Source organism: Nocardioides mesophilus (genome assembly GCF_014395785.1).
GTDB classification, from domain to species: domain Bacteria; phylum Actinomycetota; class Actinomycetes; order Propionibacteriales; family Nocardioidaceae; genus Nocardioides_B; species Nocardioides_B mesophilus.
Genome location: NZ_CP060713.1, coordinates 356,094 through 379,681 on the forward strand (window position 1 = coordinate 356,094; position 23,588 = coordinate 379,681).

Sequence of the window (23,588 nt, forward strand, 5' to 3'; positions counted from 1 at the left end):
CCGCCGACACCTGGGGAGGCGCTGCGGGCCGCGGCGTACAGTTGGGCCCGTGACTCAAGCACCCACCCAGCCCTCCGCAGGAGCCGGTGACATCCAGCCGGAAGGTCGCAAGCTGCTCCGTCTCGAGGTCCGCAACGCGCAGACGCCGATCGAGCGGAAGCCGGAGTGGATCAAGACCCGGGCCAAGATGGGCCCGCAGTACAAGCAGCTCCAGGACCTGGTGAAGTCCGAGGGTCTGCACACGGTCTGCCAGGAAGCCGGCTGCCCCAACATCTTCGAGTGCTGGGAGGACCGGGAGGCGACGTTCCTCATCGGTGGCGACCAGTGCACCCGCCGCTGCGACTTCTGCCAGATCGACACCGGCCGGCCCGAGCCGCTGGACCGCGACGAGCCGCGCCGGGTCGCCGAGAGCGTGCAGCAGATGAACCTGCGCTACGCCACCATCACCGGCGTCGCCCGTGACGACCTGCCCGACGGCGGCGCCTGGTTGTACGCCGAGACCGTCCGGGCCATCCACGAGCTGAACCCGGACACCGGGGTCGAGAACCTGATCCCCGACTTCAACGGCAAGCCCGACCTGCTCCGCGAGGTGTTCGAGTCCCGTCCCGAGGTGCTGGCGCACAACGTCGAGACGGTGCCGCGGATCTTCAAGCGGATCCGGCCGGCGTTCCGCTACGACCGCTCCCTCGACGTGATCACCCAGGCCCGCGACTTCGGCCTGGTCACCAAGTCGAACCTGATCCTCGGCATGGGCGAGACCCGTGAGGAGATCTCGCAGGCGCTGCGCGACCTGCACGGCGCCGGCTGCGAGCTGATCACGATCACCCAGTACCTCCGCCCCTCGCTGCGCCACCACCCGGTGGAGCGCTGGGTGAAGCCCGAGGAGTTCGTCGAGCTGAAGGACGAGGCAGACGAGATCGGCTTCTCCGGCGTCATGTCCGGGCCGCTGGTGCGCTCCTCCTACCGCGCCGGTCGGCTCTACCAGCAGGCGATGGCTGCCCGCGCGGCGGTCTGACGCAGGACGCCCCCGGGGTCTGAGACAATGACCCGTCCGTCCCAGCAGTGAAGAAGACAGAGGCAGCCCTGATGGCGAAGTCCGAGAAGCCCGCCGGCCCCGAGAAGCAGGGGCGCCTGAAGCAGATCGTCGCGAGCTACCAGATGACGCGGCGCACCGACCCGAAGGTCGGCCTGATCCTCGCCGGCGTCTTCGTGGTGGTCGCCGCCGTGGCGCTGGTGCTGTTCCGGCTGATCCCGCCGCCGTGGTGGGCCCTCGACATCGTCAGCGCGCTGCTCTTCGGCCTGCTCGGCGCCCTGATCGTGTTCGGGCAGCGGGCCCAGAAGTCGGCGTACGCCCAGATCGAGGGCCAGCCCGGCGCCGCCGCGGCCGCTCTCGGCACGCTCCGTCGCGGCTGGAAGACCGACCCGGCGATCGCGTTCAACAAGAACCAGGACATCGTGCACCGCGTCGTCGGCCCGCCCGGCATCGTGCTGGTCGGCGAGGGCAACCCGAACCGGCTGAAGTCGCTGCTGGCCACCGAGCGCCGCAAGCACGAGCGGGTCGCCGCCGACACCCCGATCCACGACGTCATCGTGGGCGACCCCGCGCAGCACGTCGGCGCGGTCCCGGTGAGCAAGCTCAACAAGCACGTGCAGAAGCTCGGCCGTCAGGTGAAGCCCGCCGAGATGACCGACGTGCTGGCCCGCCTCAAGGCGCTCGACGCCACCCGGTCCAACATCCCGCTCCCCAAGGGGCCGATCCCCACCAGCCTCAAGGGCTCCCGGCAGAACATGCGGGGCCGCTGAGGCTGGTCGCCACCGCGGCCCCCGGGCTCAGCGGGTGCCCGGCAGCTGCATCAGCGACGAGGCCGGCGGCGCCTTCACGGTCACCGGCTTGCCCCAGTCCGACATCGTCATCACGATCGAGCCCGCGCCCTGGGAGAACTCCATCCGACGCATCAGGTCCTCGGAGTCCAGCCACAGGTCGTAGTCGATCGTCGTGGTCCCCGGCGGCATGGCCTCGGCGCCGGCGCCCTGGGCCGCGGCGGCCTTCTTGGCGTCCACGGTCAGCAGGTAGTGGTCCAGGTCCTCGCCGGCCACGGACTCCTCGCCGACGTACCGGACCTTCTGCAGGCCCGCGTCGAAGGCCTTGAACGTGGACAGCGGGTCGCCCTGCGTGATCCCGCCCAGGTCGCCCATCGGGCTGTTCGGGTCGGTGGTGTCGATCTCGAGGAACTTGCCCTTCGGGGTCATCGGCGGCATCGCCATGTAGAGGATCCCGTCGACGAGCCGCATCTCCACCTTGTCGGCGCCCGCCTGCGGGAGCTCCATGGTCAGCTGCATCGACGTGGTGTCGCCCTCGTAGCTCACGTCACCCTCGGCCGTCGTCCTGGGCTGCCCGCCGCCGCTCATGTCCATCGTGAGGTGCGAGCTCTCCTTGTCCAGCACCGCTGCCTTCATGGCCGCCAGCAGCTCCTCGGCGTCGTAGCCGGAGCCGTCGGACCCGTCCGCGTCGTCGGCGCCGGCGGAGCTGCTCGGGTCGGGGTCCGCGGAGGCGTCCGTCGACGGGTCCTCGGAGGCGGCGTGGGCACCGGTGGAGGGAGCGGCGGAGCCGGCCGCGGCCGTCTCGCCCTCGGCGGTGTCCCCGCCGCAGGCGGCGACGCCGAGCAGCAGTGCAGAGGTGGCGGCGGTGGCCACCAGCCGGGTGAGGCGCATCGGGCGTCCCCCTTCATCTAAGGTCGTGATCAGGGTAGGGCCGGCTCCAGCCGTGCGGAGCAAAGCGCGCAGAACGCGCCAACGAGGGAGAACGAGGTACGTCGATGCCGCTGTGCAGACCACCCATCCACGAAGCCGCGACGTCCGAACACCCTGCATGACGGACTCCACCCAGGTCAGCCATGCCGATCGGCCGAGCGTCGCCGTGGTCGGCGGCGGCATCTCCGGGCTCACCGCGGCCTACCTGCTGCAGCGCACCCACCACGTGACGTTGTTCGAGGCCGAGGACCGGGTCGGCGGGCACGCGCACACCCACGACGTGGAGACCGGTGCGGGCACCGTGCCCGTCGACTCCGGCTTCATTGTGCTCAACGACCGGACCTACCCGCTGCTGCGCCGGCTCTTCGCCGAGCTGGGCGTGCAGACCCGCCCGACCGAGATGAGCATGAGCATCTCCTGCGCCGGCTGCGGGCTGAGCTACAAGGGCGGCACCGGGGCCGGAGGCATCTTCGCCCAGCGTCGGCGCCTCCTCGACCCGACGTTCTGGCGGCTGCTGCTCTCGATCCGCAGGTTCCAGAAGGAGGCGCTGGCGCTGCTGGACGGCGACCGCGAGGCGGCGGGCTCGGAGCTGACCTACGGCCAGTTCCTCGACCAGCACGGCTTCGACCAGCACTTCGTCACCCACTACGCCCTGCCGGTGGTCTCCTGCGTGTGGTCGATGGGCCACACGGACGCGCTGGCCTACCCGGCGGCGTACCTCTTCGCCTTCCTGAGCCACCACGGCTTCCTGACCCTCGGCGACGCCCCGACCTGGCACACCGTGGTCGGCGGCTCCCGGTCCTACGTCCGGGCGGTCACCGAGCGCCTCGACGTGGTCCGGGTCGGCGCCCCGGTCACCGCGGTGAGCCGCAAGCCCGACGCGGTCACCGTCGACACCGCCACCGGCGAGCACCACGGCTTCGACAAGGTGGTGCTGGCCACCCACGCCGACACCGCGCTGGCGCTGCTCACCGACGCCGGCGAGGAGGAGCAGCAGCTGCTGGGCAGCTTCGGCTACTCCGAGAACACCACCTGGCTGCACCGCGACGACTCGTTCCTGCCCGAGCTGCCCCGCAGCCGGGCCGCCTGGAACTACCGGCTCGAGGACTGCGACACGCTGACCGACCGGACCCGGGTCACCTACTGGATGAACCGGCTCCAGGGCCACGCCGAGTCCGACCCGCTGCTGGTGACGCTGAACCCCGAGGACGGCGCGACGCCGAGCGGCGTGGTCGCCACGATGACCTACGCGCACCCCACCTACACCGCGGAGTCGGTGGCCGCGCAGAGCCGGCTGGCCACGCTGAACACCGACCGGCTGGCGTTCGCCGGCGCCTACCAGGGCTGGGGCTTCCACGAGGACGGCTGTCGCTCGGGCGTGCGGGCGGCCGAGGCCCTCGGCGCCACCTGGGCCGCACGGGAAACACGGCAAGCACCGTGACCGCAGCCCCCGCCCGGGTCAGGGCGCGGGTCTGGCACCGTCGGACCAGCCCGTTCACCTACACCTTCGAGCACGGCACCACCATGTGGCTGGTGGACGCCGCGGACCCGGACGCCGCCTTCCCCCGCTGGCTGCGGCCGCTGGCCTCGATCCGCCCGGTCGACCACTTCGCCGGCGACGACGACCGGCCGCTGCTGGAGAAGGTGCACGCGTTCCTGCGCGCCCAGGACCTCGGCTGGTCGGCCGCCCGGGTGCTGGTGCTCGCCAACGCCCGGTCCCTCGGCTACGTGTTCGACCCGCTGACGACGTACTTCTGCCTCGACGCCGACGGCCGCCTCGAAGGCGTGCTGGCCGAGGTGCACAACACCTACGGCGAGCGGCACTGCTACCCGCTCGCGGTGGCGGGCGGGGCGACCGCGGCGGTCGACAAGGAGTTCTACGTCTCGCCGTTCTTCGCCGTCGAGGGCCGCTACGACATCCGGACCCGGCTCTCGGAGTCGAAGGTCTCGGTCGCGATCAGCCTCACGCAGCGCGACCGCACGGTCTTCACCGCCACGATCAAGGGCGACCTCGTCCCCGCAACCTCGGCCCGGACCCTCGGCGCCGTCCTGCGCAACCCGCTCCCCTCACACCGTGTGTCGGCACTGATCCGCTGGCACGGGATCCGGCTGTGGCTGCGCCGGCTGCCCGTCGTCAAGCGCCGCCCGCACCAGGCCCCGGAAGGAATGGCTTCAGCACGATGACCACCACCATCGACTCCCGCGACTCCCGCGACCCCCTCGAGGACGACCCCCGCACGTCCTTCGGGCAGCCGGTGGCGACCCGGCCGGTGACCAGCTCGGCGAGCGCGCTGGGCCCGGCACCGGCGTACGGCATCCGCGGCGGTGTCGCCCAGCAGGTCGTCGCCCGGATCCTCCGTCACGTCCCGGTCACCGCACGACTGGCCGACGGCACCGTGTACGGCGCCCCGGTGACCGCCGGTCTGCCGCTGATCCAGATCGACCAGCCGCGGGCCTTCTTCGCCCGGCTGTCCCGCAGCCCGATGATCGGGCTCGGCGAGTCCTACATGGCCGGCGAGTGGTCCACGGCGCCCGGCACCGACCTCGCCGACGCGCTGTCGCCGTTCGCGGAGCGGCTCACCCGGCTGATCAAGCCGGCGTTCTACCGGCTCCGGCACACGGTGCTCCCCCGCGGGCTGAACCCGGAGAACACCAAGGCCGGCGCCCGCAAGAACATCGAGGCGCACTACGACCTGTCCAACGAGATGTTCGCGACGTTCCTCGACCCGTCGCTCTCCTACTCCTCGGCGCTGTTCGACACCCTGGACCCGGCCCCGGAGTGGGCGGCCCTGGAGCCGGCGCAGCTGCGCAAGGTCGACGCGATCCTCGACGCCGCCGGAGTCCGGGCCGGCTCGCGGGTCCTCGAGATCGGCACCGGCTGGGGCACCCTGGCGATCCGGGCGGCCGAGCGCGGCGCCCGGGTGACCACGCTGACGATCTCCGGGGAGCAGGCAGCGCTCGCCCAGGAGCGGGTCGACGCGGCCGGTGTCGCGGACCGCGTGGAGATCGCGCTGCGCGACTACCGCGACCAGACCGGCCAGTTCGACGCGGTGGTCAGCGTGGAGATGATCGAGGCGGTCGGCGAGAAGTACTGGCCGACGTACTTCTCCACCATCGACTCGCTCCTCGCCCCCGGCGGCAAGGTCGCCATCCAGGCGATCCTGATGGACCACGACCGGCTCGAGGCGACCCGGGACACGTACACCTGGATCCACAAGTACATCTTCCCCGGCGGGCTGCTGCCCTCGGTCACCGCGATCGAGCGGACGCTGGCCGGGCACACCACCCTGCACGTCTCCGACATCCGGCCGATGGGCCAGCACTACGCGCACACGCTGCGGCTCTGGCGCGACCGGTTCACCGCCGACTGGCAGCAGGTGGCCGCGCTCGGGTTCGACGAGCGGTTCCGGCGGATGTGGGAGTTCTACCTCGCCTACTGCGAGGCCGGCTTCCGCACCGGCTACATCGACGTCGCGCAGATCCGGATGGAGCGGGCCTGAGCCCTGGGACTTCCAGGCTCCCTTTGTCAGCGGCGCACGGTGACGGTGCCGACGACCAGGTCGTGCAGGCCGCGGTTGTCGCGGTTGTAGATCAGCGGCGGCACCACCAGGCAGATCAGCAGGCTGCGCAGCAGCGTGTGCAGCAGCGTGACCGGTCCCCCGTCGACGCGGACCACGGCGATCCGCAGCGCGAGCTGTCCGAAGGAGCCGCCGGTCAGCGCGGTCAGCACGGTCAGCTCGACGAAGAAGACGCCCATCGGCGCCCAGGTCTCCCAGCCGTGGCCCCACACCCCCGTGCCGAACAGCGCGGTGGCGACGAGCAGCGAGGCGAACCAGTCGATGGTGAGCGCCGCCAGCCGGCGACCCCAGGAGGCGACGGAGCGAGGGCCTACGGGCGGCAGGCCGAGCCGGGCACCGGCGTACGGCGGCGGGGTGGTCGCTCTCTCGCTCACGTCCCCACGGTACCGAGCAGCCGGTCACCGCGCTCCGGCGGACGGGCTGTTACACGCAGGAAACAAACCAGATACGGTCAAGAAATCCCGGCTGCCTAGGTTCAGGGTCAGTGGTGCAGCGCGGCATCTACTGATCACGCCTGAAGACCCGACCGCCCCCGCGGTCAAGGAGGACGACGAATGTTCGCTAACAGCGACGAGCTGCTGAAGTACATCAAGGACGAGCGCGTCGAGATGGTCGACGTCCGGTTCTGTGACCTGCCGGGCGTGATGCAGCACTTCACGGTGCCCGTGTCCTCCTTCGACCAGACCGTCTTCGACGACGGGCTCGGCTTCGACGGGTCGTCGATCCGTGGGTTCCAGGCGATCCACGAGTCCGACATGTCGCTGTTTCCGGACCCCACCACGGCCTACCTCGACCCGTTCCGGGTCGCGAAGACGCTGGTGGTGAACTTCTTCATCCACGACCCGATCACCGGCGAGGCGTACAGCCGCGACCCGCGCAACATCGCCCGCAAGGCGATGTCCTACCTCGCCAGCACCGGCGTCGGCGACACCGCCTACTTCGCCCCCGAGGCCGAGTTCTACGTCTTCGACGACGTGCGCTTCGAGACCAAGGCCCAGACCGGGTTCTACGCGATCGACTCCGTGGCCGGCGCCTGGAACACCGGGCGTGAGGAGGAGCGCGGCAACCTCGGCTACAAGGTGAAGTACAAGGGCGGCTACTTCCCGGTGGCCCCGACCGACCACTTCGGTGAGCTCCGCGACGAGATCGTCATCGAGATGGAGCGGTCCGGGCTGCACGTCGAGCGCGCCCACCACGAGGTGGGCACCGCCGGCCAGGCCGAGATCAACTGGCGCTACGACGAGCTGCTCAAGAGCGCCGACGACGTGATGAAGTTCAAGTACCTCGTCAAGAACGTCGCCTGGCGCAACGGCAAGACCGCGACCTTCATGCCCAAGCCGATCTTCGGCGACAACGGCTCGGGCATGCACTGCCACCAGTCGATCTGGAACAACGGCGAGCCGCTGTTCTACGACGAGACCGGGTACGCCGGCCTCTCCGACATGGCGCGCTACTACATCGGCGGCCTGCTCAAGCACGCTCCGTCGCTGCTGGCGTTCACGAACCCGACGGTGAACTCCTACCACCGCCTGGTGCCCGGCTTCGAGGCCCCGATCAGCCTGGTCTACAGCCAGCGCAACCGCTCGGCCTGCGTCCGGATCCCGATCACCGGCTCGAACCCCAAGGCCAAGCGGATCGAGTTCCGCTGCCCCGACCCGTCGGCGAACCCCTACCTCGCCTTCTCGGCGCTGCTGCTCGCCGGGCTCGACGGCATCAAGAACAAGATCGAGCCGCCGCAGCCGATCGACAAGGACATCTACGAGCTGCCGCCGGACGAGCTGGCCGAGGTCGACCAGGTGCCGACGTCGCTCAATGCCGTGCTCGACAACCTCGAGCGCGACCACGAGTTCCTCACCGCCGGCGGGGTCTTCACGCCCGACCTGATCGACACCTGGATCGAGTACAAGCGCACCCACGAGATCCTGCCGATCCAGCTGCGGCCGCACCCGCACGAGTTCGAGCTCTACTACGACATCTAGTCACTCGTAGAGCTCGAACTCTCCGGTTCGAGCGCGAGGGCCCCGGCTTTGCCGGGGCCCTCGTTGCATCTCCCGATTGCTGCATTTGAACAGGCAGGTTGGGATCTTGCGCCGTGCCGCTGAGCGTGAACTCTGAGCACGCTGCCCAACGTGCCTGTTGATATGCCCAAGCCCGTAACTGCCGCGTAGCGCTCACATCGAGCGGCTAGGTTCCCGATGCCATGTCCGAGGTCATCAGGCGCCGATGAGCTGGAGGCCCAGGCTCGGCCGGTGCCCACGTGCCCACCGGACGTATGCGGGATCCGCATCGCATCGCGCCCCACCGTCTTGGACGGCGCGGGGCACCGCGCCACACAGTGGTGTGCATGAGCACCGTCCCTTGCTTGTTCTCCCCTCAGCCCCCGAACCGTCGGCCCGGGAGCAGGAAGATCGCCGCCACAGCGGCCCTGGCGGCCTGCGCACTCGCCCTCTCCGCGTGCGCTACGGACGGTTCTGCGCCTGGCGCCACCGCGTCATCGACGCCCGCAGCGTCGAGCCGGACACAGCTGTCCGATCCAACCGACACCTCGGCGTCCACCAGCACCGCGAGACCCGGCGTCCGGGACCGGCTCGCGCACCTCGAGACCGAACGCGGGGCCCGCCTCGGCGTCCACGCCGTCGACACCAGCACCGGCGCCACGGTGTCGTACCGCGGGGACGAACGCTTCGCCTACGCCTCCACCATCAAGGCGCTCGCGGCCGGAGCCGTCCTGGACGACCTCGGGCCGGCCGAGTTGTCGCGGCGACTCTTCTTCACCGAGGACGAGCTGGTCGACTACTCCCCCGTCACCGAGCTGCACGTGGAGGACGGCCTCAGCGTCCGCCAGCTCATCGACGCGGCCATCACCGTCAGCGACAACACTGCCGGCAATCTCCTCATCGACCTCCTCGGCGGCCCGGCCGGACTCGACGAGGCCCTGCTCGAGGACGCGGGAGACGACGTCACCGCCGTCGTACGCCGAGAGCCGGACCTCAACACCGCCGTCCCGGGCGACAGCCGGGACACCACCACGCCCGTCGCCCTCGCCGACACCCTGGGCGCCTACGTCCTGGGCGACGTGCTGCCTCGCGCCGACCGCCGCTTCCTGGAGCAGGTGCTGCGGCGCACCACCACCGGCGACGCCCTCATCCGGGCCGGTGTGCCGCAGGGTTGGCGGGTCGGCGACAAGACGGGGTCTGCGGCGTACGGCACGCGCAACGACGTCGCCGTGATCCGCCCGCCCGGGCGGGGCCCCATCCTGCTGGCGATCATGACCACGCACGACGAGGCAGACGCGCCGACCGACGACGCCCTCATCGCCGCAGCCACCAGGATCGTGGTGGACGAGCTCCTCGACGCCACTCCGGGCGCCGTCCGCAGGGAAAGGGCACGTCACGAGGACGGGGCGCACCCCTACCAAAGGATCTCCCAGGTCAGGCCCGCCGTCGGATGTGCGCCGACGCTCCACGCCGCAGGCTGGGCGGCATGATTGAAGTACAGGGGCTCACCCGCACCTACGGCGATTACACCGCCATCGACGACGTCAGCTTTACCTGCAAGCCGGGACGAGTGACCGGTTTCCTCGGACCGAACGGGGCCGGCAAGACCACCACGATGCGGATCATGATCGGTCTCACGACTGCCACCCGCGGAGAAGCCACCATCGGTGGCTACCACTACCACGACATCGTCAACCCGGGCCGCCACGTCGGTGTGCTGTTGGACGCCAGCGCGCAACATGCTGGACGCACGGGGCAGGAGATCCTCAGGATCGGTGCCCGGACGATGGACCTGCCCTCATCGCGCGTCGACGAGATGCTCGCCCAGGTGTCGCTCAGCGAGTCCGAGGCGAAACGCAAGCTGCGCAACTACTCCCTCGGCATGAAGCAGCGACTGGGCATCGCCCACGCACTGCTCGGCGACCCGGAAGTCCTCATCCTCGACGAGCCCGCCAACGGCCTCGACCCCGCCGGGATCCGGTGGATGCGTGACCTGCTCAGGGACTACGCGAGACGCGGCGGAACCGTGCTGCTCTCGAGCCACCTGCTCCACGAGGTCGAGCTCGTTGCCGACGAGCTCATCCTCATCGGACACGGCAAGATCGTCGCGCAGGGTGACAAGGAGAGCCTCAGCGCCGCGGACGCCAAACAGAGCACACTGGTGACCGCTCACGACAACGTCCAGCTGGCCGCAGCACTCGCCGCAGAAGGCCTCGAGTCGACCCCGAGGGCGCGGGCCTGCGCGTCGCTGCCAGCGCGGCGGACGTGAGCCGGATCTGCCTCAAGCACGCGGTGATCATCACCGACCTGCGTAGCGGCGCCAAGGGGCTCGAGGACCTGTTCCTCGAGCTCACCTCCACAGCGCAGCGCGACGCAGCGGCCGCCCCCGACTCCCTGGCCGACCTCTCGACCACGAACGGAAGCCGTCGATGACCACCAACACCGACCGACAGACCCTGCCCCGGTTCAACTTCGAGACCACTCCGCGCATCCGCTTCTCGCGACTGGTCTCGGTCGAGCTGCAGAAGGCCGTCGACACCCGCGCAGGAAAGTGGCTCGTCGCTGCGATCCTCGCGCTGACGGCCGGCATCATGGTCCTCTACTACGCCATCGGCGAGGACACCGACAAGACCTTCGTCAACTTCATCGGCTTCGCCGCCGGCCCGCAGAGCTTCCTGCTGCCCGTGCTCGGTGTCCTGCTCATGACCAGCGAGTGGAGCCAGCGCACCGCTCTGGTGACTTTCGCGCTGGCACCGTCACGGACCCAGGTCATCGGCGCCAAGGTCGTCGCCGCCATCATCCTGGGAATCGTCGCGTTCGCCGGTGCGGTGATCGTCGCCACGGTCGCCACCCTGGCGGCGGGACGACAGGACGGGTTCGCCGACGTCACCGCCCCGACGCTCCTGCTCTTCCTCGCCGTCCAGCTGCTCGGCGTCCTCCAGGGAGTGGCGTACGGATTGATCCTGCTCAACACGCCAGCAGCGATCGTGGCCCTCTTCGTCCTGCCCACTGCGTCCACGATCCTGTTCACCGGCGTTCGGTCGTTGTCGGACATCGCTCCGTGGGTCGACCTGCAGACCGCCCAGTCCCCCCTGGTCAACGGCGACTTCGACATCACCGGCACGCAGCTCGCCCAGATCGGTGTCACTGCCCTCATCTGGATCGTCCTTCCCTTCCTCGCCGGCTGGCTCCGCGTCATGCGAGCCGAGATCAAGTAGCGCTGAGCGCTGGCCCTCACCAGGAGCATCGCCGGGATGACCTTCAGAGCAGCCGCCACGATCGTCAGGCCTATCCCTCGTCGTCGATCCGCCGATCACGAGGCGCTCTTCATGACGCACAGCTCGGTGACCCATGGTCCTGGAGTGCCAGAGGTGCAGGGCAGAACGGCTGGACCGTTGGGGTGGCGAGGGAATGCATGGCGACTCGTGCTGGCCCTCGCCTTCAGCCTGCTGTCCTGGTTGACGGCCTCCGCGGACCGTTCCGCGTTCGACAGGGTCGGCGACGTGGCGCTCGGGCTGGTGGCGTTCGCGCTCGTGGCGGTCCGCCGTCGCTGGCCCGTGGCGGTCGCGGTCGGAACGACAGCGTTGGCAGCACTGACGTCACTCGCCGCTGGACCTGCCATCCTCGCGACCGTCTCGCTCGCCACGGGTCGGCGATGGCGACCGATGCTGGTGGTCGGGGCTCTTGCGGTCGTCGGCGGCGAGGTCTTCACGCACCTGCACCCGTGGTCGAGAACCGATCCCCCGTGGCTCGTCACCGTCCTCAACGCCGCGCTGATCGCCGCTTCGATGGCCTGGGGAATGTACGTCGGGTCGCGCCGCGAGCTGATCTGGAGCCTGGAGTGCCGCGCCGCCGCGGCTGAGAGCGAGCGCGACCTGCGTGCCGCGCGGTCGCGGCTCGAGGAACGCGCCCGCATCGCCCGGGAGATGCACGACGTCCTCGCGCACCGCATCTCCCACATCGCCATTCGAGCCGGCGCCTTGCACTACCGCACCGACATCAGCTGCCACGAGATGCGTGACACCGCCGGCGCGATCCGCGAGTCGGCGCACCTGGCCCTGATCGACCTGCGCGCCGTGCTCGGGGTGCTGCGCGACGAGGCGGGTGAGCTGGAACGGCTCCCCCAGCCCGCGCACGGAGATCTCGCCGACCTCATCGAGGAGGCGCGTCGGTCGGGGATGCGCGTCACGTGGAGCGACCACATCGCAGACGACGCAGTGCCCGACGGTGTCGGTCGCACGATCTACAGGATCGTCCAGGAAGGACTGACCAACGCAGGCAAGCACGCGCCGGGCGCCGACGTCGAGATCGAGCTCGCCGGCACCGCGGAAGAGGGCGTCACGGTCGTCGTGCGCAACGCGTTGGGCTTCGGGCGATCATCCACCCCCGGCGCCGGACTCGGTCTCGTGGGACTGACCGAGCGGGCTCAGCTGAGCGGGGGACGGCTCGAGCACGGGCGCGAGGGGCGCGACTTCGTCGTCAGGACGTGGGTCCCATGGACACCGTGACCGACCCCAGCCCCGACCCCGCGCGGAGCCCGGACAAGCGACCTCTCCGAGTCCTCGTCGTCGACGACGACGGTGTGGTCCGGGCAGGGCTCACCATGATGCTGGGCGGCGCGGAGGACATCGAGGTCGTCGGCGAGGCTGCCGACGGCCACGACGCGGTCAGGCAGGTGGACTCACTGCGGCCCGACGTGGTCCTGATGGACATCCGGATGCCACGCATGGACGGCCTCCGGGCGACCAAGGCGGTGATGTCGCGCCCACGACCGCCCCGCGTCATCGTTCTCACCACCTTCGACGCCGACGCCCACATCATCGAGGCCTTGAGTGCCGGCGCCGAAGGGTTCCTGCTCAAGGACACGCCGCCACCCGACATCGTCGAGGCCGTCCGGCGTGTGGCGGCCGGCGAGCCCATGCTGTCGCCGTCGGTGACGCGTGCGATCCTCGCCCGCCTGAGAGACAGCGACACGTCGGAGCGTGCGCGTGAGGCACAGCGACGGCTCGCCGCATTGACCGACCGCGAGCGCGAGGTCGCCTCTGCGGTCGGGCGTGGCCTCAGCAACGGTGAGATCGCGACCGAGCTGCATCTGTCGGTGCCCACGGTCAAGGGTCACGTCGCCCAGCTGTTCCACAAGCTCGGCGTCGTGAACCGCGTCCAGGTGGCGATGTGCGTGCACGCCGCGGGCCAGGCCTGACCTGACAGCCGTCGACGTCGTCGAGATGTGCGGGTGTCGCCGGCGGATCCGTCAGGTGCTGCTGCAGCAGCCGGCTTCGTCCCGCTTCTCTCGGGACGACGAGGACTCCGTCCATCCCGCCACGGTGCCGGGTGCGGGCGCCAGGGCGGCATTTCGAAGCGCCTGGGCGATCTGCGCGGCAATGTTTCGCGCCGCGACATCACGGCAGCGCATCGCGAGGTGCTCGGCCAGGCCCTCGACAGGTGGTCAGTGCTGGTGCTCGAGGAGCTCTGCGACCGGCCGCACCGGTTCAACCAGCTGCGACGCCTGATTCCCGTGACCTAGAAGTCGCTCACCGCGACCCTCATCAGGCAGCTGGTCCTCGTGGCACCACTGTCCGGTCCGCGCGGCATGCTGTTCACGACTCAGATGTGGCTTTCGATGCGGATTGCGCATACTGGTCCCATGGATCTGGTGGCCGCATGCGAGGCGTTCGTGAGCGTCGCCGAGCGAGGCAGCTTCACGCGGGGTGCAGCTGCCGTGGGAATGTCCCAGCCCGGGGCGAGCCGCCGCATCGCGGCGCTGGAACGCCACCTCGGAGTTCCGCTCCTCGATCGGTCGGGGCGGTCCCCGGCGCTGACGCTGGCGGGCCACCGGGTGCTCGACGCCGCCCGGCAGGTGGTCCGGGCCTCCGAGACGCTCCTGCTGGAGGCCGAGGAGGCCGGACTGCGCTCGCTCCACCTAGCCGTTCCCACCGGGTGCGACGTACGGGAGCTGGCCGCCGTCGAGCTCGCCAGCCGGGACGCAGGAATGCACCTGGTCCTCACCGAGGCCGAGCCTCGCACGCGGGCCGACCTGCTGAGTCGCGGACGGGTGGAGGCCCAGGTGGCGGCGGTGCCGGGCGAGGAGGGTGACTGGACGGTGGCGCTCGGCCTCGCCGGCGCACTCCCCCGTCCGGGTCGCGTCCACCTCGACCAGCTCCGGCCATCCGGCCGGAACCCGACCAGCGGGGCAGTGCTGGTGCACGTGCTCCCCGAGGACGACGTGCCGCACCTGCGTGACCCGCTCCTTGCGGCCGCGGAGTCCGCCGGGCTCGGCACCTCCCAGGTCTTGGTGACGACGTCGTGGGCCGCGGCGCTGGCGAGCGTTCTCGCCTCCACCGACCTGGTGATGCTGTCCGAGCACGAGGCGCGACGCCTCGACCTGGCCTGGTCGCCGCTGGCTCACCCGCCCCTGACGAGGGGGTACGCACTGAGCGGTGCCGCCGGCTCCGGCTCCGAGCGGCTGCGCGCCGCGATCGGCCCCGAGCTCGCCGCGGCCCTGGGCGCTGATGACGCGAGTCGGAGCGGGGGCCGGCCATGACCTCGGGCACCGTGCGCCTCCTGCGCGACCTCAGGGCCGACCTGGACGCCGCCGGCCTGACCGGCTGGTTCCTGGTGCGCGATCTGGACTCCGGGGAGGAGATCGGGATCGATCCCGACACCCGGGTCCCGCTCGCGTCGCTGGTCAAGGTTCCGCTGGCCGCAGCCGTCCTCGACAAGGTGGCCCGGGGCGAGCTGAGCGAGGGGACACCACTGTGCCTGACCGGCGGCGGAGGTCGCGAGGTCGGACCGGCAGGTCTGGCCCGGTTCCGGTTCCCGGCCACCATCGCGCTCGCCGACGTCGTCTACCTCAGCACGTGCCTGAGCGACAACGTGGCCGCCGATGCACTCTTCGACCTGGTGCGTCCCGCGCAGGTGACGCACTACCTCCGTGGGCTCGGCGTGACCGACCTGACCGTGCGTCATCGGCTCTCCGACCTCACCCAGACCCCGGCCGAGGCCCTGGCCCAGACGCCGGAGCTGGCTCAGACGCTGGCAGCCCACGGCGGCACGCCGAGCGGGGGGCACCGCGTGCGGCAGCTCGACAGCGCCCGCGCCAGCTCCGGGACCGCGCGCGCGTGCGTCGACCTGCTCGAGCGGCTGTGGACCACGCCCAGCCCTGTCGCGCCCGACGTGTCCCAGCGGGTCCGCGAGCTCATGGGGCACCACGTCGTCGCGAGGCAGCGACTCTGGCCCGACTTCGCCTCGGACGCGGCCACCTGGTCGTCGAAGACAGGGACGCTGCTGAACCACCGTCACGAGATCGGTGTGGTCGAGCACGCCGAGGGCGATCGCTACGCCGTGGCGGCCCTGACGGCCTCGCGGGTCTCCGCGGGGATCCAGCACGTCGCCGAGGCAACCATGGCGAGCGTCGCCCGCCGACTGCGCGACCACCTCCGTCACTGATCCATCCAGTCCGGCCAGGCGCTGTCACCTCTGCGGGTCAGCACCGTCGCTGCGCACCGGACCATCGAGACCTGGCTCGGTCCTCGGTCAGGCGGCTGACGACTGGCTCTCCACGCCGGTCTTGATCGCCGCCAGCATGGTGTGCATGGTCTTCGCCATGACGACGACGCTGACCGACTCGACGAGGGTCTGCCACCAACCGAGGTCCTCCTCGAGGATCACGAACGTCAGCTTCGTGCTGCCGTCCAGGTCCTCGAACAGCCACGTGAAGATCGGGCCGTTGGCCACTTCCTTGGTCCGTCCTGCAAAGCGCACGTGCGCATGAGCCTTGCTGACGATCCGCTCATCGGGAACGAACTCGGTGTACTCGCGCTCGATCTGCTCGACCATCATCCCCTTCACGAACCTGCCCACGATGTGCGCCTTGGTGCCGACACCCTCCGGCGTCAGGACGACGTCGGTGACCTCGAGCTCCCGCCACCCCTCGAAGAGATGGTGCGGGTCGCGGCAGTACTCGAACACGTCGTGCAACGGAGCGTTGATCACCACGTCGAAGCTACGCGTGAAATCCGTCATCGTCTGGCCTCCTTCCGACCAAGCGGGGGCACTTCTCCGCGATGCAAGCCAGCGTTCCCGCAGAGCGTGTCCGCCATCCGCAACTACGGCGGAGGTTCGGAGCGGTGCCTCTCAGGCTCTCTCTCAGGCTTCACCTCCGGCAGCGGGGAACCCAGAGCCGAAGGGCCCCGAAGCCCCCTGTGCCGGCTCGACGGTGACCTCAGGCCCTGTGATCGTGCATCGCACCCCGGGCGCTCAGCCTCACGCTCGGGTGACCCGCTTGAATCAGCAGGGCCGCGACGGCCAGCGCAAAACAATTGGCAAAGGAGCGATGTGATGACCGAAGCGTTCTACTCGCACGCGAAGCTCTACGACCTCATGTTCCCCGGGGCAGACCCGCAGCGGACTTCTACCGGGCCGAGGCCGATCGCCAGGGCGGGCGTGTCCTGGAGCTCGGGTGCGGCACCGGGAACAAGTTGATTCCCATCGCGTCCGACGGGCATCCCTGCGTCGGCCTGGACCTCTCACCGGACATGCTGGCCGAGGCTCGCCACAAGGCGGACGAGCGCGGAGTAGCGGTGGAGTGGGTGCACGGCGACATGCGTGACTTCGACCTGGGCGGCACCTTCGACTTCGTGTTCATCGCGGCCAACTCCCTGCTGCACCTGCACGAAGCCGAGGGCCTGGTGAGCTGCTTCCGCTCGGTCCGGCGACACCTGGCACCTGGCGCGCGCTTCGCCTTCGATGTCTTCAACCCGAGCCTGCGCCTCCTGGCCGAAGCCGTCGGCGTACGGCGCCCGCGGGAGTCGTTGTCGTTCACCGATCCCGAACGTGGCGAGGTGAGCGTCGATGTCGCTGAGACTTACGACGCCCGGGCGCAGGTGACCCGCGGGACGTGGCACCTCTCGACTCAGTCCGAGCCCGACTTCCTGGTCCTGCCCCTCGAGATCAGGAGCATCTTCCCGCAAGAGCTGCCGCTGCTGCTCTCACTCGGCGGACTTCGGCTCGTCGATCGCTTCGGCGACTGGTCGGGCCGACCGTTCACCGGGGATGAGCCGCTCCAGCTCTGCGTCTGCGAGTCCGCCTGATTGTCCGGTAGGGATCGTGCCGCTCGAACGTGTCATGCAATCCGGCTGGACGCGATGCAGAATCGAACCATCGGGGGCGCCAGCGGGCCGCTGACGACGAGCAGCCACGGAGGTTGGGACATGCCCCGAGTCATCATCACCCACGACATTCGCGAGGTCGACCGCTGGTTGGCCGGCAAGGACGAACGCGCGGCGGCGATGCCGGGCGCCACCGGGGTCACCGACCTCGTCGCGCTCGACGGCAGCAACCAGGCCGCCGTGACCTTCGAGACAGACGACCTCGACGCGCTGCTGGCGATGCTCCAGGCGATGCCGCCCGAGGTCGCGGCCCAGGCGGAGTCGCACGGTGTCATCCCGCCGTTCACCGTCTACGTCGAGCGGTAGCGCACGGCGGCACCGTGCGGGCGAGCCCCTGACGACCTCAGTCGCCTAGCTGTTGACAAGAACGTCGCAGTCGAAGAAGTCAGGCGGCCCGTTCAAGACGTCCCCCATGGCTGCGCGAATGCGCTGCAGCGGTTCCTGGCGCCTGGGATCCTCCTCGCGCGCGCGAGCCTTCTCCTCGCTCTCGAACACGACGACCACGAACACCTCGGTCGGATCCTTCTGGCTACGCATGACCAAGGTCTGCAGAAGACCGGAGTCCTCCTGCTCGATGGCACGCAGCTGCTCGAAGATCTCCAGAACCTCGGCTTCCCTCTCCGGATCCGTGCTCACCCGCTGCACCTGCGCCCACATGCCTGACCGCCTCCGCTGGGATCGCCCCGCCCTACGCGCAGGGCCGATGATCGGAGGCTAGGACGCACCCGGCTGCCAGACAAGGTCCCGATCCGTGAAGCCGTCTGGGCGCCGGGACTAGGGTCGAGGCCATGCACGAACACAAGCGATTCGACGACGAGGCAGCGACGTGGGACGACGACCCCGGCCACGAGAAGCGACAGGTGGCGGTAGCCCAAGCCATCAGGGAGGCCGTGACCCTCAGCCCGCGGATGAAGGCGGTCGACGTCGGCGCCGGCACGGGCCGGCTGAGCATCCTGCTCGCCGACCTGGTCGGCTCCGTTGTCGTGACCGATCCCTCCGCCGGGATGGTCCAGGTCGCACGGGAGCGGATCGAGGCCGCCGGGCTCAGTGACCGACTGCGCGCTGTCCAGGCAGACCTGACGACAGACCGGCTCGATGGGGCGTACGACGTGGTGTGGAGCTCCATGGCGTTGCACCACGTCGAGGACCTCGATGGACTGCTGGGGTCCGTGGCGGGCCTCCTGGTCGACGGTGGCCGGCTGGCCGTCGCGGACCTCGACGAGGACCCCGACGGCGCCTTCCACGCCGACAAGCCCGACTTCGCCGGACACCACGGATTCGACCGGAAACGCCTTGCCGACCAGCTGGCCCGGGCCGGATTCGCCGACGTCGGCTTCGTCGACGCCACCACCATCCTCAAGGGCGACCGCGAGTTCGGCGTCTTCCTGTGCACGGCGACCAAGGTGCCTGAGGCCGGCGGAGATCACTGAGAACAAGACGTTCCCCCGCAGGGCCGACCCTCGTCGCGGGTCGCGGCCCTCTCCGTTGCACATGACGAGCGCTCGCCGCCACGCCGCGTGTCGTGTCAGCCGGGCTCCTGCCCGAGTCCGGCGCGGCGCGCCCGAGCGATCGCCTCGGAACGGTCCGGCGCCTCGAGCTTGCCGAGCAGCGTGGAGACGTGGTTGCGAACCGTCTTCTCGGACAGGAAGAGCTCGCGGGCGATCCGACGGTTGTCGTGGCCGCGGGCAACGAGGTCGAGCACCTCGCGCTCGCGCTCGCTGAGTTGCGGGAACATCTCGCGGCCGGGCTGGGCGGCGAGCCCGCGGAAGAACTCGCCGAGCCGCGCGGCCACCGTGGGGCTGAACACCGCGCCACCGGCCGCGACGGTCGCCACCGCCTGGAGGAGGTCCGCCCGGCCGGAACCCTTCACGACGTACCCGCGTGCGCCGGCGCGCATCGCAGCGACCACGGCGTCGTCGTCGGCCGACATGGTGATCACCAGGATGCCGGTCCCGGGCGCGGTCGCGAGGATCTCGCGGGTGGCGTCGATGCCGGAGCCGTCAGGGAGGTTCAGGTCCATCAGGACCACGTCGGGCCGCAGCGCCACGGCCTGCTCGACGGCCTGGCGACAGTCATGGGCCTCGCCGACGACCTCGACGCCCGGGGCCGAGTCGAGAGCGGCGCGGACACCGTCGAGGAAGAGCGGGTGGTCGTCGACGAGCAGGACAGTGGTCATCGCAGGTCTCCCACGGTGTGCGGCAGCAGGGCATGGACGGTGGTGCCGGCTTGCGTGGACGTCACCTCGAGGGTGCCGCCCACCTCCTCGGCGCGCTGACGCATCGAGGCCAGTCCCAGCCCCGACCCGCCCGAAGCGGAGTCGGCGGCGGCCAGGCCGACCCCGTCGTCGCTGACCTCGAGTCGGACGTGCCGGTCGTCGCGGACGCGCAGGCTGACCCGTGAGGCACGGGCGTGGCGCACGACATTGGCCAGTGCCTCGGCGGCGATCCGGTGCAGCGCGACCTCGACAGCAGGGTCGGCGGTGACGCCCGCGTCGACCCCGACCTCCACCTCGAGTCCGGGCGTGCGCACCCGCTCGGCGAGGGCCTCCAGCGCCCGGGCGAGCCCGAGCTCGTCGATGGCGGCGGGACGCAGCCCTTCGGTGATCGCGCGCACCTCGGCCACCGCCTGTGCGACGCCGTCTCCCGCCGAACCGAGCAGGCCGCCGACCGTGGGCTGGTCAGCGAGGTCGCGGGCGGTCTCGATCTGCAGCCGGAGGCCCGCCAGGGTGGCACCGAGCCCGTCATGCAGGTCGCGCCGCAGCTGCAGCCGCTCGCTCTCACGGGCGGCCACCAGCGCCTCCCGGCTGCGTTGCAGTTGCTGGTGCAGGCGCAGCGCCGCGACGGCCGGCGCCACCTGGTCGGCGAGCCCGCGGAGCACGACCTCGTCGCGGGGATGCAGCGCACGCTCGCCCGACCGCTGCCACACGTCGAGCGCGGCGACGACGTCCCCACGGTGCAGCATCGGGAACGTCGTCGCGCAGGACCCTGTCGTGGTGCCCGCGGAGGCGACCGCTCCGGCCTCACCGGTCAGGGCGAGGCGGACCCGGGCACCGGGTAGGCGCAGCCCCTCGATCACCACGTCGCACAGGACCTGCGGGACGTGTGCGACGTCGAGGCCCGTGCGGCTCAGCCGCGCGGCGAGCGCCGAGGTGACCGCGAACGGGTCGGCGCGGTCCCCGTAGTACATCCGGTCCACGCCGACCTGCAGCCGACGGGCCAGTGGCTGCATGACCGCCCCGGTAAGGCCAGCCGCGATCGCGGCGCTCAGTGCCGAACCGTTCTGCGGCAGCGTCTGGAGCACGACGAAGAGAGTCAGGTAGGCACCGGCCAGGCAGACGGCCAGGCTCGCCGCGACCAGCGCCCGGGCGACGGCGGTGTCCAGCTCGTACAGACCGTGGCGGGTGACCGCGACGCCGATGGCGACGGGCAGCAGCCCGGCGGCGGCCGCCTGGACGGCGACATCGACCGGCGTGGGCAGCAGACCCTGGGCAGCGGTGGCGACGGCGAGCAGCGCGGCCGCGAAGAGCAGCACAGCCACCTGCCTGCGCACGAGCCCGCGTGAGCGTCGGAAGCGCACGACAAGGGAGCCGAGGGCGACCACGGTGGCGGGAAGCAGCAGCGTGGCCGCGAACACGGCCAATGCCTGGGCCAGGCCGAGGTGGACCAGCGGCTTGACGAGCGTGGCACGGCCCTCGAACGTCTCGGGATAGAGACCGACTCCGGCCGTCAGGGTGATGATGCCGACGACCGAGGCAAGTGCCGTCCACCGCCACAGCCGGCCGGGGAGCAGGCCGTCGGGGTAGAGCAGCGGCACCAGGGTGAGCAGCGGCAGGAAGCCCGGCACCCACAGGCAGCCCTGGACCTGGACAGCGACGCCCGCCGGCGTCGAGGGCCCCGTAGCGCCCAGGGAGAGTGCGGTGGACAGCGCGGTCACCCCGGAGCAGGCCCCGGCGACCATCAGGACCCGGCCCAGGAGGCGGGAGCCGGCGTTCAACGAGCGCGAGCTGAGCACCACGGCCGCCATGACCGAGAAGGTGACCCCGACGGTGGCGTCGACGGGGACCTGCCGGGCCGGACCGAGGCTCCACGTCCCCTGGACGCTGACGAGCAGGAGCGCGGCGAGGGCGCTGAGCACACCGACCGCGGCGACGAGCAAGGTCCACGGCGTGACGGTCACCCGCCCGACGGACGCCGGTCGCGCCCCGGGAGGGAGGTCATCCTCGGGGCGCGACTCCTCCAGCACGTGGCGGAGTGTAAGGCTGGTGAACACGGCCTGTCCGGCGTTCGATGGCGTCAGCAGGCTCCTGACGCGGCCGGGCGACGACGTACGACGAGGTGGGCCAGGCCGGCGGCGACGCCCAGGCCGAGGAAGGCGGCGAAGAGCGGGGTGCTCTCGCCGAGGGCGAGCCCGGCCACCCCGAGCGTCACCAGGGAGCCGGCCACCCAGCGTGCCAGGCTGCGGGCAGCCGGCACCAGGGCGGCGAGCAGCGCGATGCAGGTCAAGGCGACCGCGATCCAGGCCTGGTCGAAGAAGTGCGGGTTGTGCGCGTGGTGGCCGGTGGTGGCGGCGTTCTGAAGCGCGACCTGGTCGACGGCGTAGCGCAGCAGGAGGGCGCTGCTGACCAGCGCGACCGGCGCCAGCAGGGGGTCGACCTGCACGGTCGCGCGCAGCTGCGGCCGCTGCGGCAGCACTGCCCAGAGCAGGGCGCCGGTGATGGCGATCACCGCAACGAGGAAGGGGGCGCCACCACCGGGGGCCGCGGCCGCGCAGGCGATGCCGGCCGTGATCACGGCCAGGTGCAGATAGCCCGCCCAGGTGCCGGGACAGCGGCCCTGCCAGCCGGCGCGCAGCAGGGCGATGATCGGCCACAGCCAGAGCGCGAAGAGGATCTCTCCTTGTCCGGTGAGCTGGTGGAACCTGTGGTCGGGCAGGACGCCCGTGGCGAGCATCCGGGTGATGTTCAGGGTGAACACGAGGGGCAGCGCGCAGGTGATAGCGCCGGCCACCACGAGGGCGGCGCGGCGCTTGCGGCTGGGGCGGGCCAGGACGGTGAGCTCGGCGGGGATGGGCTGAGTGCGGATGTTTGAGGTCATGTCCGGGAGCCTCCGGCACCCGGTGTCCCGGTGGCATCGGACAGATGTCCCGGCCGGTCCCGGCGTGAGCCCGGAGGGCCGCTTCAGCCGAGGCGGCTCCCCCTCATCGTGCGAGCTGCCCCGGGACGGCCTTCGCGAGGAAGGCCCGCATCGTCTGCTGGAAAAGCTCGGCCTCCTCGACCTGCGGGGAGTGGCCGGAGTTCTCGAACACCACGAGCTCGGCGTTCGGCAGCAGGCTCGCGATGGTCTCCGAGGACGCCACCGGGGTCACCCAGTCGGCCCGGCCGACCGTGACGAGCGTCGGGCAGGTCAACGAGGGCAGCGCGGGCTTGAGGTCGTAGCCGACCGCGTTGTGCTGGAAGCACCAGTTGTGCGCCTCGTGGCGGTAGTACCCCGCCTCGACGCTCGCCGCCGCCGCTGCCGGGTCGTAGTGGACGTCGTAGAGCGGGATCAGCTCGGCCCAGCAGGCCTTGAGGTCGGCGTCGTCGCGGATGTTGCCGCTCCAGTAGCGGTCGAAGTTCTCCCAGTTCACCTCGACGCGGGTCTGGGTGCGCGCGTTCTCGCGGGCCGCGTCCATGTTGCTCCAGTCCGCCAGGGTGTCGCGCAGGATCATCGCCTGCACCCGGTCGGGGTAGGCGAGGGCGTACTCCATCGCGATGATGCCGCCGTAGGAGCCGCCGGCCACGACGATCTGCTCGGCGCCGGCCCACTCCCGGACCCCGTCGAGGTCGGCCGCCCACTGCTCGTGGGAGTACGGCGGCACGCCCTGGCTGGTGCCGCAGCCGCGGGCGTCGTACACGATCACGCGGAACGCGTCGGAGAGCGGCCCGAAGGTCTGGCGCGGCTCGGCGAGCGAGCCGATGCCGCCGCCCCCGTGGTGCGCGATGAGGACCGGTGCGTCCTCGGGGCCGTAGGTCTCGATGGTGAGGTCGGCACCGTTGATGTTCACGATCATGGCTGCTCCTGGGGTCGAGGTGACGCGGGGACGAGCGGTGGGTCCGC

At 70.8% G+C, this 23,588-nt stretch carries 26 protein-coding genes; 18 read left to right on the forward strand and 8 right to left on the reverse strand.

Going from position 1 to position 23,588, the window contains the following annotated elements:
* The first annotated feature begins 91 nt into the window (after nt 1–91).
* Both lipA and H9L09_RS01615 read left to right on the forward strand, forming a co-directional pair.
* Nucleotides 92–1,015: a lipoyl synthase gene (lipA, locus tag H9L09_RS01610; RefSeq protein WP_187580599.1), complete on the forward strand. Its 924-nt coding sequence runs from the start codon at nt 92–94 to the stop codon at nt 1,013–1,015.
* Nucleotides 1,016–1,062: 47 nt separating this feature from the next.
* Nucleotides 1,063–1,803 (forward strand): DUF4191 domain-containing protein, encoded by a 741-nt coding sequence (locus tag H9L09_RS01615; protein WP_343065174.1) that lies wholly within the window; start codon nt 1,063–1,065, stop codon nt 1,801–1,803.
* Nucleotides 1,804–1,830: 27 nt separating this feature from the next.
* On the opposite strand, the gene H9L09_RS01620 is transcribed toward H9L09_RS01615, so the two are convergent.
* On the reverse strand, nt 1,831–2,712 hold the full coding sequence (locus H9L09_RS01620) for an SCO4651 family lipoprotein (RefSeq protein WP_187579056.1): 882 nt from the start codon (nt 2,710–2,712) through the stop codon (nt 1,831–1,833).
* Nucleotides 2,713–2,869: 157 nt separating this feature from the next.
* On the opposite strand from H9L09_RS01620, the gene H9L09_RS01625 reads away from it, so the two are divergent.
* From H9L09_RS01625 to H9L09_RS01635, 3 genes are read left to right on the forward strand one after another with little or no spacing between them, the layout of a single operon-like run.
* Complete coding sequence (locus tag H9L09_RS01625; RefSeq protein WP_187579057.1) at nt 2,870–4,192, forward strand: NAD(P)/FAD-dependent oxidoreductase; 1,323 nt, start codon at nt 2,870–2,872, stop codon at nt 4,190–4,192.
* A complete protein-coding gene (locus H9L09_RS01630) occupies nt 4,189–4,935 on the forward strand; it encodes a DUF1365 domain-containing protein (RefSeq protein WP_187579058.1) in 747 nt (248 codons plus the stop codon). Before H9L09_RS01625 ends, H9L09_RS01630 begins: the two co-directional genes overlap by 4 nt.
* A complete protein-coding gene (locus H9L09_RS01635; RefSeq protein ID WP_187579059.1) occupies nt 4,932–6,251 on the forward strand; it encodes an SAM-dependent methyltransferase in 1,320 nt (439 codons plus the stop codon). The genes H9L09_RS01630 and H9L09_RS01635 overlap by 4 nt, the downstream gene beginning before the upstream one ends.
* 26 nt (nt 6,252–6,277) lie before the next feature.
* Here the strand turns inward: H9L09_RS01635 and H9L09_RS01640 are convergent, their stop codons facing one another.
* On the reverse strand, nt 6,278–6,703 hold the full coding sequence (locus H9L09_RS01640; RefSeq protein ID WP_187579060.1) for an RDD family protein: 426 nt from the start codon (nt 6,701–6,703) through the stop codon (nt 6,278–6,280).
* 180 nt (nt 6,704–6,883) lie between these two features.
* Here H9L09_RS01640 and glnA point away from each other — a divergent pair, with 180 nt between their 5' ends.
* From glnA to H9L09_RS01690, 10 genes are all read left to right on the forward strand, one after another.
* The gene (glnA, locus tag H9L09_RS01645; protein ID WP_187579061.1) at nt 6,884–8,308 is read left to right on the forward strand and encodes a type I glutamate--ammonia ligase; all 1,425 of its coding nucleotides are present in this window, start codon (nt 6,884–6,886) and stop codon (nt 8,306–8,308) included.
* Between the two features lie 365 nt (nt 8,309–8,673).
* Nucleotides 8,674–9,816, forward strand: coding sequence for a class A beta-lactamase (bla, locus tag H9L09_RS01650; RefSeq protein ID WP_187579062.1), 1,143 nt, complete (start codon nt 8,674–8,676; stop codon nt 9,814–9,816).
* The gene (locus tag H9L09_RS01655) at nt 9,777–10,595 is read left to right on the forward strand and encodes an ATP-binding cassette domain-containing protein (RefSeq protein WP_246456203.1); all 819 of its coding nucleotides are present in this window, start codon (nt 9,777–9,779) and stop codon (nt 10,593–10,595) included. The genes bla and H9L09_RS01655 overlap by 40 nt, the downstream gene beginning before the upstream one ends.
* On the forward strand, nt 10,592–10,759 hold the full coding sequence (locus tag H9L09_RS21830; RefSeq protein WP_187579063.1) for a hypothetical protein: 168 nt from the start codon (nt 10,592–10,594) through the stop codon (nt 10,757–10,759). The genes H9L09_RS01655 and H9L09_RS21830 overlap by 4 nt, the downstream gene beginning before the upstream one ends.
* Nucleotides 10,756–11,544, forward strand: a complete 789-nt coding sequence (locus H9L09_RS01665; protein WP_187579064.1) for an ABC transporter permease — start codon at nt 10,756–10,758, stop codon at nt 11,542–11,544. Before H9L09_RS21830 ends, H9L09_RS01665 begins: the two co-directional genes overlap by 4 nt.
* A gap of 207 nt (nt 11,545–11,751) precedes the next feature.
* Nucleotides 11,752–12,834: a sensor histidine kinase gene (locus tag H9L09_RS01670; RefSeq protein ID WP_246456204.1), complete on the forward strand. Its 1,083-nt coding sequence runs from the start codon at nt 11,752–11,754 to the stop codon at nt 12,832–12,834.
* The gene (locus tag H9L09_RS01675; RefSeq protein WP_187579066.1) at nt 12,822–13,526 is read left to right on the forward strand and encodes a response regulator; all 705 of its coding nucleotides are present in this window, start codon (nt 12,822–12,824) and stop codon (nt 13,524–13,526) included. The genes H9L09_RS01670 and H9L09_RS01675 overlap by 13 nt, the downstream gene beginning before the upstream one ends.
* A gap of 255 nt (nt 13,527–13,781) precedes the next feature.
* On the forward strand, nt 13,782–13,850 hold the full coding sequence (locus tag H9L09_RS22725) for a hypothetical protein (RefSeq protein WP_425491723.1): 69 nt from the start codon (nt 13,782–13,784) through the stop codon (nt 13,848–13,850).
* Nucleotides 13,851–13,970: 120 nt separating this feature from the next.
* Nucleotides 13,971–14,867, forward strand: a complete 897-nt coding sequence (locus H9L09_RS01685) for a LysR family transcriptional regulator (protein WP_187579067.1) — start codon at nt 13,971–13,973, stop codon at nt 14,865–14,867.
* Nucleotides 14,864–15,772: a serine hydrolase gene (locus tag H9L09_RS01690; RefSeq protein ID WP_187579068.1), complete on the forward strand. Its 909-nt coding sequence runs from the start codon at nt 14,864–14,866 to the stop codon at nt 15,770–15,772. The genes H9L09_RS01685 and H9L09_RS01690 overlap by 4 nt, the downstream gene beginning before the upstream one ends.
* 87 nt (nt 15,773–15,859) lie before the next feature.
* Here H9L09_RS01690 and H9L09_RS01695 read toward each other — a convergent pair whose 3' ends face one another.
* On the reverse strand, nt 15,860–16,348 hold the full coding sequence (locus H9L09_RS01695; RefSeq protein WP_187579069.1) for an SRPBCC domain-containing protein: 489 nt from the start codon (nt 16,346–16,348) through the stop codon (nt 15,860–15,862).
* Nucleotides 16,349–16,644: 296 nt separating this feature from the next.
* On the opposite strand from H9L09_RS01695, the gene H9L09_RS01700 reads away from it, so the two are divergent.
* Nucleotides 16,645–17,415 carry a class I SAM-dependent DNA methyltransferase gene (locus H9L09_RS01700; protein ID WP_223164173.1) on the forward strand — a complete coding sequence of 257 codons (771 nt, stop codon included), beginning with the start codon at nt 16,645–16,647 and terminating at the stop codon, nt 17,413–17,415.
* Nucleotides 17,416–17,535: 120 nt separating this feature from the next.
* Nucleotides 17,536–17,799, forward strand: a complete 264-nt coding sequence (locus tag H9L09_RS01705) for a hypothetical protein (RefSeq protein WP_187579070.1) — start codon at nt 17,536–17,538, stop codon at nt 17,797–17,799.
* 45 nt (nt 17,800–17,844) lie between these two features.
* On the opposite strand, the gene H9L09_RS01710 is transcribed toward H9L09_RS01705, so the two are convergent.
* On the reverse strand, nt 17,845–18,150 hold the full coding sequence (locus tag H9L09_RS01710) for an antibiotic biosynthesis monooxygenase (protein WP_187579071.1): 306 nt from the start codon (nt 18,148–18,150) through the stop codon (nt 17,845–17,847).
* Between the two features lie 131 nt (nt 18,151–18,281).
* On the opposite strand from H9L09_RS01710, the gene H9L09_RS01715 reads away from it, so the two are divergent.
* The gene (locus H9L09_RS01715) at nt 18,282–18,923 is read left to right on the forward strand and encodes a class I SAM-dependent methyltransferase (protein WP_187579072.1); all 642 of its coding nucleotides are present in this window, start codon (nt 18,282–18,284) and stop codon (nt 18,921–18,923) included.
* A gap of 95 nt (nt 18,924–19,018) precedes the next feature.
* On the opposite strand, the gene H9L09_RS01720 is transcribed toward H9L09_RS01715, so the two are convergent.
* The 4 genes from H9L09_RS01720 to H9L09_RS01735 form a co-directional block, all read right to left on the reverse strand.
* The gene (locus H9L09_RS01720; RefSeq protein ID WP_187579073.1) at nt 19,019–19,669 is read right to left on the reverse strand and encodes a response regulator; all 651 of its coding nucleotides are present in this window, start codon (nt 19,667–19,669) and stop codon (nt 19,019–19,021) included.
* On the reverse strand, nt 19,666–21,735 hold the full coding sequence (locus tag H9L09_RS01725; protein WP_187579074.1) for a sensor histidine kinase: 2,070 nt from the start codon (nt 21,733–21,735) through the stop codon (nt 19,666–19,668). The genes H9L09_RS01720 and H9L09_RS01725 overlap by 4 nt, the downstream gene beginning before the upstream one ends.
* A 50-nt stretch (nt 21,736–21,785) precedes the next feature.
* Nucleotides 21,786–22,586, reverse strand: a complete 801-nt coding sequence (locus H9L09_RS01730; RefSeq protein WP_187579075.1) for a hypothetical protein — start codon at nt 22,584–22,586, stop codon at nt 21,786–21,788.
* A 103-nt stretch (nt 22,587–22,689) separates the two neighbouring features.
* The gene (locus H9L09_RS01735; RefSeq protein ID WP_187579076.1) at nt 22,690–23,541 is read right to left on the reverse strand and encodes an alpha/beta fold hydrolase; all 852 of its coding nucleotides are present in this window, start codon (nt 23,539–23,541) and stop codon (nt 22,690–22,692) included.
* Nucleotides 23,542–23,588 lie beyond the last annotated feature (47 nt).

Excerpts from the sequence above, each read along its gene's own strand:
- H9L09_RS01620 (WP_187579056.1), bottom strand. The coding sequence starts at position 2,712 with ATGCGCCTCACCCGGCTGGTGGCCACCGCCGCCACCTCTGCACTGCTG.
- H9L09_RS01710 (WP_187579071.1), bottom strand. The coding sequence starts at position 18,150 with ATGTGGGCGCAGGTGCAGCGGGTGAGCACGGATCCGGAGAGGGAAGCC.
- H9L09_RS01715 (WP_187579072.1), top strand. The coding sequence starts at position 18,282 with ATGCACGAACACAAGCGATTCGACGACGAGGCAGCGACGTGGGACGAC.
- glnA (WP_187579061.1), top strand. The coding sequence starts at position 6,884 with ATGTTCGCTAACAGCGACGAGCTGCTGAAGTACATCAAGGACGAGCGC.
- H9L09_RS01730 (WP_187579075.1), bottom strand. The coding sequence starts at position 22,586 with ATGACCTCAAACATCCGCACTCAGCCCATCCCCGCCGAGCTCACCGTC.
- H9L09_RS01635 (WP_187579059.1), top strand. The coding sequence starts at position 4,932 with ATGACCACCACCATCGACTCCCGCGACTCCCGCGACCCCCTCGAGGAC.
- H9L09_RS01705 (WP_187579070.1), top strand. The coding sequence starts at position 17,536 with ATGCCCCGAGTCATCATCACCCACGACATTCGCGAGGTCGACCGCTGG.
- H9L09_RS01665 (WP_187579064.1), top strand. The coding sequence starts at position 10,756 with ATGACCACCAACACCGACCGACAGACCCTGCCCCGGTTCAACTTCGAG.
- H9L09_RS01695 (WP_187579069.1), bottom strand. The coding sequence starts at position 16,348 with ATGACGGATTTCACGCGTAGCTTCGACGTGGTGATCAACGCTCCGTTG.
- H9L09_RS01685 (WP_187579067.1), top strand. The coding sequence starts at position 13,971 with ATGGATCTGGTGGCCGCATGCGAGGCGTTCGTGAGCGTCGCCGAGCGA.
- H9L09_RS01690 (WP_187579068.1), top strand. The coding sequence starts at position 14,864 with ATGACCTCGGGCACCGTGCGCCTCCTGCGCGACCTCAGGGCCGACCTG.
- H9L09_RS01735 (WP_187579076.1), bottom strand. The coding sequence starts at position 23,541 with ATGATCGTGAACATCAACGGTGCCGACCTCACCATCGAGACCTACGGC.
- H9L09_RS01720 (WP_187579073.1), bottom strand. The coding sequence starts at position 19,669 with ATGACCACTGTCCTGCTCGTCGACGACCACCCGCTCTTCCTCGACGGT.
- H9L09_RS01625 (WP_187579057.1), top strand. The coding sequence starts at position 2,870 with ATGACGGACTCCACCCAGGTCAGCCATGCCGATCGGCCGAGCGTCGCC.
- H9L09_RS01655 (WP_246456203.1), top strand. The coding sequence starts at position 9,777 with ATGTGCGCCGACGCTCCACGCCGCAGGCTGGGCGGCATGATTGAAGTA.
- H9L09_RS01675 (WP_187579066.1), top strand. The coding sequence starts at position 12,822 with ATGGACACCGTGACCGACCCCAGCCCCGACCCCGCGCGGAGCCCGGAC.
- bla (WP_187579062.1), top strand. The coding sequence starts at position 8,674 with ATGAGCACCGTCCCTTGCTTGTTCTCCCCTCAGCCCCCGAACCGTCGG.